General features: G+C 42.0%; 11 protein-coding genes and 1 other annotated feature (1 of these 12 cut by a window edge). Of the genes, 2 read left to right on the top strand and 9 right to left on the bottom strand.

The genetic code is table 11. The features are described from left to right. Nucleotides 1-48: 48 nt before the first annotated feature. Together AC25CA_RS08175 and AC25CA_RS08170 are read right to left on the bottom strand one after the other, a co-directional pair. The gene (locus tag AC25CA_RS08175; RefSeq protein ID WP_486816577.1) at nt 49-1,563 is read right to left on the bottom strand and encodes a putative polysaccharide biosynthesis protein; all 1,515 of its coding nucleotides are present in this window, start codon (nt 1,561-1,563) and stop codon (nt 49-51) included. After that, nucleotides 1,560-1,925 carry a phosphatase PAP2 family protein gene (locus AC25CA_RS08170; RefSeq protein WP_486816576.1) on the bottom strand — a complete coding sequence of 122 codons (366 nt, stop codon included), beginning with the start codon at nt 1,923-1,925 and terminating at the stop codon, nt 1,560-1,562. Before AC25CA_RS08170 ends, AC25CA_RS08175 begins: the two co-directional genes overlap by 4 nt. A gap of 214 nt (nt 1,926-2,139) precedes the next feature. Here AC25CA_RS08170 and AC25CA_RS08165 point away from each other — a divergent pair, with 214 nt between their 5' ends. Next, nucleotides 2,140-2,406 (top strand): cysteine-rich small domain-containing protein, encoded by a 267-nt coding sequence (locus AC25CA_RS08165; protein WP_486816575.1) that lies wholly within the window; start codon nt 2,140-2,142, stop codon nt 2,404-2,406. On the opposite strand, the gene AC25CA_RS08160 is transcribed toward AC25CA_RS08165, so the two are convergent. From AC25CA_RS08160 to AC25CA_RS08140, 5 genes are all read right to left on the bottom strand, one after another. Further along, the gene (locus AC25CA_RS08160; RefSeq protein WP_486816574.1) at nt 2,403-4,139 is read right to left on the bottom strand and encodes an ABC transporter ATP-binding protein; all 1,737 of its coding nucleotides are present in this window, start codon (nt 4,137-4,139) and stop codon (nt 2,403-2,405) included. The two genes, AC25CA_RS08165 and AC25CA_RS08160, sit on opposite strands and share 4 nt — an antisense overlap. A gap of 43 nt (nt 4,140-4,182) precedes the next feature. Next, nucleotides 4,183-4,755, bottom strand: a complete 573-nt coding sequence (locus AC25CA_RS08155; protein WP_486816573.1) for an ANTAR domain-containing response regulator — start codon at nt 4,753-4,755, stop codon at nt 4,183-4,185. A 70-nt stretch (nt 4,756-4,825) separates the two neighbouring features. Beyond that, nucleotides 4,826-6,163 (bottom strand): type I glutamate--ammonia ligase, encoded by a 1,338-nt coding sequence (gene glnA / locus AC25CA_RS08150; protein ID WP_486816572.1) that lies wholly within the window; start codon nt 6,161-6,163, stop codon nt 4,826-4,828. 117 nt (nt 6,164-6,280) lie between these two features. Then, the gene (locus AC25CA_RS08145; RefSeq protein ID WP_486816571.1) at nt 6,281-7,096 is read right to left on the bottom strand and encodes a metal ABC transporter permease; all 816 of its coding nucleotides are present in this window, start codon (nt 7,094-7,096) and stop codon (nt 6,281-6,283) included. Beyond that, nucleotides 7,093-7,845 (bottom strand): metal ABC transporter ATP-binding protein, encoded by a 753-nt coding sequence (locus AC25CA_RS08140; RefSeq protein WP_486816570.1) that lies wholly within the window; start codon nt 7,843-7,845, stop codon nt 7,093-7,095. The genes AC25CA_RS08145 and AC25CA_RS08140 overlap by 4 nt, the downstream gene beginning before the upstream one ends. Before the next feature lie 78 nt (nt 7,846-7,923). On the opposite strand from AC25CA_RS08140, the gene AC25CA_RS08135 reads away from it, so the two are divergent. Continuing rightward, entirely contained in the window at nt 7,924-9,993 is a 2,070-nt protein-coding gene (locus tag AC25CA_RS08135) for an ATP-dependent helicase (protein WP_486816569.1), read from the top strand. On the opposite strand, the gene AC25CA_RS08130 is transcribed toward AC25CA_RS08135, so the two are convergent. Both AC25CA_RS08130 and thrS read right to left on the bottom strand, forming a co-directional pair. Further along, on the bottom strand, nt 9,986-10,693 hold the full coding sequence (locus AC25CA_RS08130; RefSeq protein WP_486816568.1) for a 16S rRNA (uracil(1498)-N(3))-methyltransferase: 708 nt from the start codon (nt 10,691-10,693) through the stop codon (nt 9,986-9,988). The two genes, AC25CA_RS08135 and AC25CA_RS08130, sit on opposite strands and share 8 nt — an antisense overlap. Continuing rightward, a complete protein-coding gene (gene thrS, locus AC25CA_RS08125; protein ID WP_486816567.1) occupies nt 10,693-12,606 on the bottom strand; it encodes a threonine--tRNA ligase in 1,914 nt (637 codons plus the stop codon). The genes AC25CA_RS08130 and thrS overlap by 1 nt, the downstream gene beginning before the upstream one ends. A 51-nt stretch (nt 12,607-12,657) precedes the next feature. Then, nucleotides 12,658-12,878, bottom strand: a binding site (T-box leader); it runs 39 nt beyond the window's last position.

Below are 12,878 nucleotides of genomic sequence, written 5' to 3'. Positions count from 1 at the left end.
TACCACCTCCATCTTAATTTTATCACTATTTTAATGAATTGCAAAGATTTAGCGACCGATCATTTCCTTGATTTCATCTTTCCTGATACCGCCAAAAACCACAACTCCAACAAAATAAATCACGGCTGCTGTTCCTATCGAAAGCAAGGTGTTGGCAAAAATCCGATTGACAAAATAAGTGACGATCCCCATAACAATCGATGCAGTCATCGGTGCATATAAAATTCGCTTATCAAATTGTATCTGAGTAAAATGCTTGACGGCGCGAAAATTACTGATGGATATGAAAAGATAAGCAGACAAGGTAGCTATGCTCGCCCCCACAGCTGGTTCCCAAGCGATTAAAAAATAGCTGAGGAAAAGTTTGATTGCAGATCCAATCATCAAGTTCTTTGTCGCGATTCTAGGGCGCCCAATTCCCTGAAGAGAATAGCTCATCAATTGAGATACAATCATAAAAATCAAACAAATCGCATAGGCTTGCAATACGTAGCCACTTCCCGCAAAGGTGGGGAATAAAAGAACCATAATTTCTTCTGGAATCACGAGAAAGCCCATAAAACACGGAAATCCAATTAAAAAGCCTAAACGTAGGCTTAAATTAATTTTTCGATTTGCTTCAGGCATATCATTCTTAGCTACAGCCTTGGAGACAGCTGGTATCAAACTTACTGCTAAAGCCAAAGTAAAGGTTAAAGGCAATCCATTTACCGTAACCGCGCTGCTTAACCACGCATACATCTTATCTACCATTTCTGGTGAGTAGCCCCCAGCAACCGCGCGCGGTTTGATCAAAAGAGAATCAAACAAGGGCATCAAGGGAACAATAACGGAATTCACCGTAATCGGCAAGGTGAAAGCAATCAATTCCTTAGCCAATTGCCACGAAGTCTTGTCTTGAGGATGATGATCCGCTGCCAGATCATTCATGATTCCGCCCCGATTTTTCATATAGTAGATCAAAATAATACCAAAACCAACGACACCACCTGCTGCAGCTCCAAAGGAAGCACCGCCTGCTGCTTTCGCTACACTAGCACCGGCAAAGAAGGCTGCCAGTCCAAGTCCAAATACAAGACGTGCCGCAGACTCAAAAACCTGGGAAACCGAGGTTGCCTGCATCAATTGCATCCCTTGAAAATAACCTCGGAAAGATGTCATAATCGATACAAAGATTGGGCCAACCGCAACGGCAATATATGCGTAATACACCGATTCGCCCCAAATTCTCATAGCAACCGGGGTAAATAAAAGCATCAAAAAGGTAATGATTCCGCTTAAGACCAACATCACCACCAAGGAAACATGAAAAACCCGATGAGCTTCCCGCATCTTCCCCACGGAACGTTTCTCTGCAACTAATTTGGAAATGGAAGAAGCAAATCCCGTTGCTGAAATGGCAATCATCATCACGTAGAACTGCTGTGGATAACTATAGATGCCGGATCCTTCCGGTCCCAGAATAACACTAAGCCTCATCTTGAGAATCAAACCCATAATCTTAGAAAAAATCCCTGCCAGAGATAAAAATAAAGCGCCTTTTAAAAATGTTCTTTCACTCATGCTGTCACGACTCCTTTAATGAACCCAACGATCAATCCAGCCAAAATTCCAAGGCTGATGCCCGCAATAATATCCGATACGTAGTGCTCACGCAAGACAATTCGAGAAATTGACACCAAAAGACAGGCCACAATCCAAGGACTTGCCCACACAGAATGAGAGACCAACAAAACCGTACACTCTGCCGCTAAGACAGCCGCATGTCGAGAAGGAAAACTTCCCGCTTCCTGATCCAAGCGGAAGGTTGATCTGTTCGTTTCTTGCGGTCGCTTTCGACCAACCAAACCCTTCATCCATTTTGCAAGGACAAAAGCTCCCGTACCAGCGCCTAAAACAAAAATCCAAATTTGTTTTCTTGCCATGAGCCAGCCTATCAAGGGAATCACCAATGATAAGAATAAGCTGAACTCCTTGCTGATTATTTTGAAAAAAGGTACACTGTTAGTAAAGTATTTCATTCTCATTATTTGATCTGTTTGGTGATCAATTTTAATACAAAATTCTCGTAAAGTCTTCATTCTTACATTTTACTTTTTTTTAAGCCAGAGCACAACCATTTCATGAAGGAGGAACCAAATGCCGAAATATTCTTTTTTTCAACATACAGAATGTGAATACTTTCCCTGCCACAAGGATGTACCTCTTGAGGAGTTTAACTGTCTATTTTGCTATTGTCCGCTTTATGCCTTAGGTGATCATTGTGGAGGCAATCCCACCTGGACAGATTCGGGAATAAAGAGTTGCCAAAACTGTAGCTTTCCCCACCATAAAAACAACTATCAACCGGTTTTAACAAAATTAAAAGTTTTATATGACGGCGTAAAAAAAAGCAAGGAGATCTAACGATCGCCTTGCTTTTCTAATCCCAAGAATTGCATTTTGTAAAGATGGGCATAAACCCCTTCCTTTGCCAAAAGCGCTTTATGGGTACCTGATTCTTCAATGCCGTCATCCGTCACCACTAGAATTTGATCCGCCGATCGGATCGTGGATAAGCGATGTGCGATAACCAGGGTTGTCCTTCCCCTAGACAGCTTCTCCAAGGAAGCCTGAATCTTCACTTCCGTTTCATTATCTAGAGCCGATGTCGCTTCATCAAGGATCAATATCGGTGGATTTTTCAAAAAGACTCGAGCAATGGACAAACGCTGCTTTTGTCCACCGGAAAGACGAATCCCTCGTTCACCGATTTCCGTTTCGTATGCATCGGGTAGGCTCATGATAAAATCATGAATTTCAGCCTGCTTAGCAGCCTCCACCATTTCATCCAAACTTGCATTTGCACGCCCGTAACCAATATTCTCAGCAACTGTGCCCGCAAACAAAAAAACATCCTGCTGTACAATGCCTATGTTCTTGCGTAAACTCTCTAAACGAATATCACGAATGTCTCTGCCATCAAGAGAAATCCCTCCTCCGGTTACTTCATAAAATCGTGGAATCAACTGACAGATCGTCGTCTTTCCACCCCCAGAAGGTCCCACCAAAGCAGTCGTCTTTCCTGCCGGAATGGTAAAAATAATATTTTTCAGAATCGATTCTTCTTTTTGATAGGCAAAATCGACCTGGTTGAAACGAATTTCTCCTTGAATTTCTTCAATCGGCTTGGCATCAAGTCGATTCACAATTTCAGGGCGTACATCCATAATTTCACTGAACCTGCCAAAGCCGGCCATCCCTTGCTCAAACTGCTGGGTGAAAGACATCAGTCGTCTAACCGGTTGTAAAAACAATCCGATATACAAAAGAAATGCCAAAAGATCGCCTACTGTAATATCACCAGAATACACCAACCAACCCCCATAGAGCAGGACTGTTACATTCAGCACATTGAGCATGGTACGAATTCCTGTCATCAACTGCGCCATAGTCTTATAGGCATTTTCCCGGGATACGCGGAACAAATTATTTCCATTTTCAAATTTTTCGATTTCATAGGCCTCATTGGTGAAGGAATGAACCACACGAATACCAGAGATCGAATTTTCCACCTGGGCATTAACATCTGCAATTTTCTTTTTCACTTCCTTGAAATCACGAGCCAATTTAGACCGCATTTTAATGGCGTAAAAAATGATAAATGGCAGAAAGCCATAGGTGATCAAGGTCAAGCGCCAATCAATTTGCACCAAAACCAAAAAAGAACCAATGATCATGACAAAAGAGATAAATAAATCCTCAGGTCCATGATGAGCCAATTCTGTAATATCTCGCAGATCATTAACGATACGAGACATTAAGTGTCCTGTTCGATTTTTATCATAAAATCGGAAGGATAGGGATTGCATATGGCCAAAGAGATCCTTTCGCATATCATATTCCATGCGAACGCCCAAAACATGTCCATAGCATTCCACAAAATACTCAAACCCCGCACGAATCAAATATAAGACTAGCATCCCTGCGCCTAAAAGCAAAAGTCTCTGGATCTGGCCCTGCGGAATTAGGGTATTTGTCGCATGCCGCGTCAGTACGGGAAACAACAAATCAATTAAAGACATTAAAAAGGCGCACACAAGATCCAAAGAAAACAATCTCCAGTGTGGCCTATAGTATTGAACAAAACGTTTTATCATAACACTCACCCCCATGCCGGGTAATCGTATCATATCAGCCCTGTCACTTCAAGATTGAAGCGAGCATTCGTTCCACCGTACTTTCAATTTTCTCACCATGATCCATGCTCATCTTTCGGATCAACCCGTATGCTTCTTTCTCCGAAACACCTTTTTTTTCCATCAGAATCCCCTTCAAGCGATCCATTTTTTTTCGCCCTTCCAAAGAAGTTTCCAAATCTACCACCTTTTCTTCCAAAGCCAAGATTTTTTTGCTCATAGATATACTAAACTCGATCACTTGAATCAAAGCCAAGGGCTGAATCGGTTTTTGAATATAGGCATACAATCGCAAGGCTTCCATCTGCGAAACCAGAGCTGAATCATATCTGCTACTCATAAAGAGGCAAGAAGAGATTCGATCGACTTCTACGATTTTTGCCAACTCATTGGCAGGCATCCCGCGTGTCAATTCGATGTCAATCAGAATCAAAACTGGATGAAGTCGTCGAGCGTCTCTAAGCGCCTTGTTTCCTTCCCTCGCCTGATGAACATCGTATCCATATTGATGTAAAATAGTCGCTGTTCGAATGCGGCTCTTTTCATCCGAGTCAACAATTAATATCCGGTTGTTCATAGCCAGCCTCCTACTCTACCACTACTTTATAAAAAAAAGGAAGCGACTACAAGAGCCGCTTACCCAATTCTTAAAACTTTTTCAAATAGGTGTCCAATTCCCATTCAGAAACGAAGAGGGAATACTGATCCCATTCCGCCAAAGCTGTCGCTTTCAGCGCCTCATAGACATGTTCGCCTAATGAATCTTTAATGACTTTATTTTGATCGAGTTCTGCAATTGCTTCTTTTAAGTTGGTTGGCAATGACTCAATACCCATTTCATCCAATTCTGCTTGCGTTGTATGATAAAGATTCATATTACTGGCTGCAGGTGGAGTCATTTTATTTTCAATACCATCAAGACCCGCAGATAAAACTGCGGCCAATGCCAAATATGGATTTGCAGCTGGATCTGGATTTCTCAACTCAACTCGAGTGCCCGCGCCACGCTTTGCCGGGATTCGAATCAATGGACTACGGTTGCTAGCAGACCATGCAATCAAAGTCGGTGCTTCGTAACCTGGAACCAAACGCTTGTAAGAGTTAACAGTTGGATTTGTCAGTGCTGCAAAGCCTTTGGCATGTTTGACCAAGCCTGCAATATACTCATAAGCTTCTGCCGACAATTGCGCTTCACCATCTGCGTCATAAAATGCATTCTTGCCTTCTAGTGTAGAAAGAGACATATTGATATGCATACCTGAACCATTGATACCTGCTACTGGTTTTGGCATGAATGTCGCATGTAGTCCATGCCTTTGCGCCATAATTCGTACGACCATTTTAAATGTCATAATACTGTCAGCCGCACGGAGGGCATTATCAAATTTGAAGTCAATTTCATGCTGACCCTCAGCTACCTCATGATGAGATGCTTCCACCAAGAAATGCATGTCTTGCAAGGCTTTTACCATATCTTTACGCGCATTGCCACCCATGTCTACTGGTGCTAAATCGAAATAGCCTGCTTTATCATGGGTTTCCAATGTCGGCTCACCAGACTCATCTGTACTAAATAGGAAGAATTCACATTCCGGTCCAACATTTAAGGTGTAACCCATATTTTCTGCTTTTTCCAAAGCACGTTTTAGTGTTTGTCGCGGACATCCTTTAAAGGGCGTGCCGTCTGCCTTGTAAACATCGCAGATCAATCGCGCTTCTAATGCACCGGGAGTTGACCAAGGAAAAATCACAAAGGTCGTTGGATCTGGGAACAAATACATATCAGACTCTTCAATACGAACAAATCCATCAATCGAAGATCCATCAAACATCAATTCATTATCGAGTGCTGCTTCCAACTGATTCAATGGAATCGAAAGATTTTTCATGATACCTGCAACATCCGTGAACTGTAAGTGAATAAATGCAATCTCTTGTTCATTAGCAATACGTAAAACATCATCCTTGTTATAATTTCTATTCATTCTTCATCCTCCTTAATAAGTACAAAAAAAGCGCCACAACCAAGCTGAGTTTTACCTCTGCTAGTTGGACGCCGTTGTCCGATAAGTGATTTAGTTATTAAAAAGAGTATACATAAATTAATGGTGAATTGCAAGTACTTTTACAATTTTTTTTCCACCAGCCATCATAAAGTAGACCAGCACGGAAACAAAAATAATCATGGCACCGGATGGCACATCGATCATAAAGGATAGAAAAAAACCAATAAATATCGTAGCCCACGCAAAAAACGTAGCCAAAATAATGCGGGGAAACAATCGTTTAGTAAAGAGTCTGGCCGTCATGGGTGGTGTTGTTAAGATCGCAAGAGTGAGAATTATGCCTACAACCTTGATCATTGCAATGACACCCACCGCGATAGATAGATAAAAGATTGACTGATAACGATCTACAGCCAAGCCTTGAAGCAAGGCATGCTCTTCATCAAAGAGAATCAACTTCCACTGTTCAAATCGAAAGCTAAAAATAAGAACAAAGGCCAAACTGACAAAAACCATGAAGAATAAATCTCGCTGAGAAATGGTTAAAATATCTCCAAACAAGTAGCTTGTCATATCCGGTGGATAGCCAGGCCGCAAACCGACAAAAATCATGCCCAAGGCCATACCCAAGGCCCAAAGCATACCCATCACAGTATCTGAACGGCTGGACAATTTACTTTCCATGCGTTTCATAATCATAACAACCAAACCTGCAACGCCCAAAGCTGGAATCATGGGGTCAATCCCCATCAAATACCCCAATCCAATTCCCCCAAAGGATGCATGTGCAACCCCGCTGGTCATCATAATTTTTTTCTTTTCTGTAATTAAAGTGCCTAAAAGACCGGAAATAATTCCTGAAAACAAAGCAGCAATCATCGCTCTTTGTACAAATTGATAAGAAAATATCAAATTCTATCCTCCCCTTCTTCACTGTGTCCGCCCAAGACTCGATGAGGAATTTCTCCATGCAAAATAACTTCAATGGGACAACCATAAACTTTTTTTAATTCATCCGACTCCAATTGATTGCTGGGATGAAAATCCGCATGGAAGTTAACACAAAGAATGGACCCGACTGTCTGATTGACGACATTCAAATCATGACTAACCAAGACGATTGACATATCCGGCTTCTTATCTCGCAATTGTCTGATTATTTGATCCTTGGTTTGAAAATCAATACTGGCTGTTGGTTCATCCATCATCAAAATTGTTGGATCTCCCATCAAGGCACGACAGATTAAAACCCTTTGGGTTTGGCCTCCGGATAAATCTGAAATCGAATGGTTTGCCACATCAAACAAATTAAATTGTTGAATTAAATCCCGCGCTTTCTCATGATCTCCTGCTGCCATGCGTTTCCTCTTTGAAAAATGTACACTGCCACTTAAAACGACTTCTTCAACTGTAATCGGAAACTCCTCATCAAAATGGGCAAATTGAGGCACATAGCCCAAGCGCTCTCCCTTGGCAATCCAAATGACACCCTTGGAAAAAGGGATCAATCGAGCAATGGCTTGCACCAAGGTACTCTTTCCACCTCCATTGGGACCAAGAATGCCTAAAACTTCTCCTCTTTCCAATGAAAAAGAAACATCTTCCAATATTTTTTTCTCGCCTCGAAAGACGTCTAGATTTCTAACTTCCAAAATTTTCATAATACCCTCCGAAGTTATTATACCACGCCACTTGCATCCTACTCATTTCTTTTCTACAATAGAGCAAGGAGGAATACCATGACATTTATTCAAGACCTCGAGCAGGCACATGCTCTTCACTTTAACCAGCAACAAATTGACGCTATTCAACATACCCAAGGACCCGCCTTGATTCTTGCAGTACCTGGTGCAGGGAAAACAACAACTTTAATCTGTAGAACCGGATTTTTAATATTTGAAGAAAAAATTACCCCTCATTCAATCCTTTCCTTAACCTTTAGCCGCGCAGCTGCCTTAGACATGAAAAAGAGGTTCAACGAACTCTTTCAATCCCACCTTCATGCCAACATTTCTTTTTCAACCTTTCATAGCTTTTGTTACCGATTCTTGAAAGCATTTGATCGAGAATTGCCCGCGTGGACATTATTGGAAGGAAAAGGTGCACCCATATCCAAGAAAAAATTAATTGCACAAATTCACTTCTCCATGCATCGAGAATGGCCGAATGAAGAAGTTATCGAAGAAATCCTTCGTCAAATCAGCGTAGCAAAAAACCGAGAAACCACCGTGGCCACCTCGTCCATGGTTAAAGCTTTGCCCGAAATTGCTGCCCAATACGAATCAGAAAAGGAAAAAAATCGTTGGTTTGATTATGATGACTTATTGCGCCATACCCTAAACCGCTTGCGTAAAGATTCAACACTTCGTCAACAATTACAAAAGCGATATCCCTATATTCAGGTGGACGAAAGCCAGGATCTTTCCCCCGTACAATTTCAATTGATATCCTGCCTTCTTTCATCAAAGAAGAATATCTTCATGGTAGCTGATGATGATCAATCCATTTATGGATTTCGCGGTGCCATGCCTGAAGAACTTTTTGCATTTACAAAAAACGAGGCCAACTTTTCTGTTTATCGGATGGAAACGAATTATCGGTCAGGCACACCTTTAATCGAGGCGGCCAATGCCGTCATACAAAAAAACACATCACGTTTTGATAAGCATATGATTAAGAGAGAAGACGTTTCAACGAGTCTTCACCTGCATATCTGCAGCAATCCAGAGGATCAATTGAAACAAATCGAATCAAAGGTTCAAGAAAAACAAGATCAAGGGTCCATCGGTATTCTATTTCGCAATCGCATTTCAGCCCTCCCTATCTTGAATGTGATGGAGAGCCAACACATTCAAGTGAATGTGCGCGATTTACAAACAAACTTTTTCCGTTCCGCCCTTTACAAGGATTTTCGCGCTTTTTTCCTTTTTTCTTTAGACCCTTCAGATGGTGAGTCCTTGGATCAAATTTGGTATAAATTCAATGGTTATATTAAAAAACGGGATTACCAACAACTACGCTCTCTTCAATCTGATGAGAACCTCTTACGAAGACTCATTCAAACAACGGATCTGCCACTCTATCAGCGCCGTAATATCCAAAGAATTGAGGACTGCTTCCACCAAGTTCAAAAACAACGGCCTAGTTTTGCTATTGAGACCATCCTCAGGGATCTGAATTATCGAGACCATTTGAATAGCAAAAAAGATAAAGCAAATTATCGCGGCGAAGTCGATTCTCAACACCTATCCATTTTGCAAACCCTGGCCACCCAATCTGTTTCGATTATCGATTTTCTTTCTCGATGTGATCAGTTGCAAGCAAGACTTTCTCGATTCGAAAAGCCACAATCCTCCATCACCCTCTCTACCCTTCATGGTGCAAAGGGACTTGAATTCGATCATGTTTTAATGATTGACCTCATCGACGGGATTCTCCCCTCAGCAATAGCGAAAAAACAAGATTCCTTTGGGGACATTGCCCTATTAGAAGAAGAACGAAGACTCTTCTATGTAGGAATGACGCGCGCCAAAAAATCTTGTTCCTTCTTTAGCTACACACGATTGGATCAAGCACCATGCACACCCACCCCTTATCTAACAGAGCTCCAGCCCTTCCTGTCGAGTCTGCCCGCTGATGAATGGCAACCAGGTAGTCTGGTCACACATAAAACACTGGGCCAAGGATCCATTCAACAATTGGATTACAAATTTATTTGGATTGACTTTCCCAAACAAGGAATCAAAAAATTTGCTCGAGCTTTTGTCGCAAGACATAATCTATTAAAAAAATCGGACGACTCTAAGTGAGTCGTCCGATTAATATGGGTATCGCTGTTTCGACGCGCATAATTCGATCCCCAAGAGAAACAATTTGAAAACCAATCTCTTCAAACTGCTGAATTTCATATTCGATAAATCCACCCTCAGGTCCAATGACAAGTGTAATCGGTTCTTGAACATCACGTGGTGCTTGTTGATCTGTTTTCGGATGCGCAACAAGTTTAAGACTCCCCTCGCTGATCTCCGGCAAAAGATCTTCAACAAAGGGCTTAAAATAGGGATGAATGGTAATTGTAGGAAAAACCGTATCACGCCCCTGTTCCAATCCCAATCGAATCTGCTCTTCCAAGCTCTCTGCAGCCAATGCCGGAGACGACCAATAACTCTTCTCCACACGCCAGGTTTTAATAATGTGCAATTCCTTGATCCCAAGGGTCGTTATATCCTGGATAATACGTTTTAAGGCCTTAGGTCTTGGCATCGCTAAGATCAAACGGATGGAAGAGGGTGCTGGCGGTTCCTCGGTGCAATCCACATCCAGGAGAATGGCCTCGTCTTCCATCGATCGTATCGTACCAAAACCCATCTTTCCATTTTCCAGACCCACACGCAGCGTTTGCCCATTGACCGCTCGATGCACCTTTCGAATATGGCGCTCCTGCCGCGGACTGACTTTCGCCAGTCCAGAGGGAAGAAAATCCTTCTCGCGCAATAAAATCAGATTCATTATTGATACTGTTCCACTTCTTCATGGATCCGCGCAATAAAATCGTTGAGTTCCATAGCGCCAAGATCGCCTGCATCTCGATTCCTCACGGCTACAGCTTTTGCTTCCACTTCTTTTTCACCCACAATAATCATATATGGCGTCTTTTGCAATTGTGCTTCGCGAATTTTGTATCCAATTTTCTCTGTACGTTGATCCATATCAACACGAACACCCGCACCTTGCAAGGAATTCATAACTTCTTTCGCATACTCATTATATTTATCGCTAATCGGTAAAACCGATACCTGAACAGGCGACAACCATACCGGGAATTTACCTGCATAATGCTCGATCAATATACCGATAAATCGTTCAATACTTCCAAAAATCACGCGATGAATCATGATTGGCACATGTTTCTGATTATCGGCACCAACATAGGACAACTCAAAACGCTGAGGCATTTGGAAATCGAGTTGAACCGTGCCGCATTGCCATGTTCTACCAATCGCATCCTCCAAATGAATATCAATTTTCGGACCGTAAAAAGCACCGTCTCCCTCATTAATGGTATAAGGTTGTTCCAACTCGTCCAATGCAGAAACAAGAGAAGCCGTTGCATGTTCCCACTCTTCATCAGTTCCCATGGAATCCTCAGGACGTGTAGATACCTCTACGTTATATTTGAATCCAAAAATCGCATAAATATCATCGACAAACTTCATAACCCCGATAATTTCATCTTTGATTTGCTCAGGTGTCATAAAGATATGAGCGTCATCTTGTGTGAATGAACGAACACGGAACAGTCCATGCAAGGCTCCTGCAGCTTCATGGCGATGCACAAGACCCAATTCGCCCATTCGCAATGGTAAATCCCGGTAGGAATAGCGTCCGCTCTTATAAGCTAACATGGAACCAGGACAGTTCATAGGTTTAATCGCATAATCTTCTTCATCGATTTTTGTGAAATACATATTATCTTGATAGTGATCCCAATGACCTGAGGTATGCCACAAGTCTTCGTTCAAAATCAAAGGTGTCATAATTTCGCCGTAACCACGCAGGATATGCTCTCGTTTCCATAGATCCTGCAATAGATTTCGAATGACCATTCCCTTTGGTAGGAAGAAAGGAAATCCAGGACCTTCCTTGTGCATAACAAAGAGTCCCAATTCTTTTCCCAAACGACGATGATCACGTTTTTTTGCTTCTTCGATTCTCTCTAAATAGGCATCCAGCTCTTTTTTCTTTTCAAAGGTAATCCCATAAATCCGTTGCAACATGGTTCTTTTTTCATCACCACGCCAGTAAGCACCTGCAATACTCATGAGTTTAATCGCTTTAATTCGCTTGGTTCCCAACAAATGAGGTCCCTTGCACAGATCAATAAAATCTCCTTGGCGGTAAATTGAAATTTCCGCATCCTCTGGCAGGTCTTCAATCAATTCAACCTTATAGTCTTCTTCCTTTTCGCGGAATAGGCTCAGTGCTGCCTCTCGAGATAGAATTTCTTTTTCCATTGCAAAATTTTGTTTTGCCAGCTTTTTCATTTCCACTTCCAATTTTTCCAAATCTTCCGGTGTAAAACGATGCTCGGTTTCTACATCATAATAAAAACCTTCCTTGATTGCCGGTCCAATTGCAAACTTGGTATCTGGAAACAAGTTTTGAATCGCATGTGCCATCAGATGGGCACTTGTATGCCAGAAAAAATGTTTTCCATCTTCTTCGTCCATCTTAATTAAAGACAATTGACCATCTATTTCAATGGTTTCATTTAGATCAGTCAACTCCCCATTCCATTTGGCCCCTACAATCACTCGCGCCAAACCTTCGGAAATCCCTCTTGCAACATCTAGAATTGTCGTGCCTTTTTGCACCTCTTTGATCGATCCATCCGGCAACGTTACTTGTACATTTTGATTCATCCAAAACCCTCCTTTACAGAATAAAAAAACATAAAAAAACCCCTCGTCCTTAATAGGGACGAGAGGTATGCATCACGTGGTACCACCCTAATTCGAAATAACAAAAAAACTGCTATTTCCTCAAAAGACGTAACGTGTCCAAACGGGAATCATTACCTCGCACAGGCTAGCACCTGTCGCAGGTTTTCACCTGTCATAAGGTCTTTGATCCAGCTCCAGGTTAGTTTTCAAAACTATAGGCCTAGGTGGTTTCCAGCATCCCACCCTCTCTA

It is taken from the genome of Gottschalkiaceae bacterium SANA (genome assembly GCA_036323355.1).
Classification (GTDB): Bacteria; Bacillota; Clostridia; order Tissierellales; family GPF-1; genus GPF-1.
The sequence above is the reverse complement of the archived record's forward strand: the minus strand, read 5'-3'. Positions and strand labels throughout refer to the sequence as shown.

What these genes read in the sequence shown, in the direction of transcription:
- AC25CA_RS08175 (WP_486816577.1), bottom strand. Translation starts at nt 1,563, where the DNA reads ATGAGTGAAAGAACATTTTTAAAAGGCGCTTTATTTTTATCTCTGGCA.
- AC25CA_RS08170 (WP_486816576.1), bottom strand. Translation starts at nt 1,925, where the DNA reads ATGGCAAGAAAACAAATTTGGATTTTTGTTTTAGGCGCTGGTACGGGA.
- AC25CA_RS08165 (WP_486816575.1), top strand. Translation starts at nt 2,140, where the DNA reads ATGCCGAAATATTCTTTTTTTCAACATACAGAATGTGAATACTTTCCC.
- AC25CA_RS08160 (WP_486816574.1), bottom strand. Translation starts at nt 4,139, where the DNA reads ATGATAAAACGTTTTGTTCAATACTATAGGCCACACTGGAGATTGTTT.
- AC25CA_RS08155 (WP_486816573.1), bottom strand. Translation starts at nt 4,755, where the DNA reads ATGAACAACCGGATATTAATTGTTGACTCGGATGAAAAGAGCCGCATT.
- glnA (WP_486816572.1), bottom strand. Translation starts at nt 6,163, where the DNA reads ATGAATAGAAATTATAACAAGGATGATGTTTTACGTATTGCTAATGAA.
- AC25CA_RS08140 (WP_486816570.1), bottom strand. Translation starts at nt 7,845, where the DNA reads ATGAAAATTTTGGAAGTTAGAAATCTAGACGTCTTTCGAGGCGAGAAA.
- AC25CA_RS08135 (WP_486816569.1), top strand. Translation starts at nt 7,924, where the DNA reads ATGACATTTATTCAAGACCTCGAGCAGGCACATGCTCTTCACTTTAAC.
- AC25CA_RS08130 (WP_486816568.1), bottom strand. Translation starts at nt 10,693, where the DNA reads ATGAATCTGATTTTATTGCGCGAGAAGGATTTTCTTCCCTCTGGACTG.
- thrS (WP_486816567.1), bottom strand. Translation starts at nt 12,606, where the DNA reads ATGAATCAAAATGTACAAGTAACGTTGCCGGATGGATCGATCAAAGAG.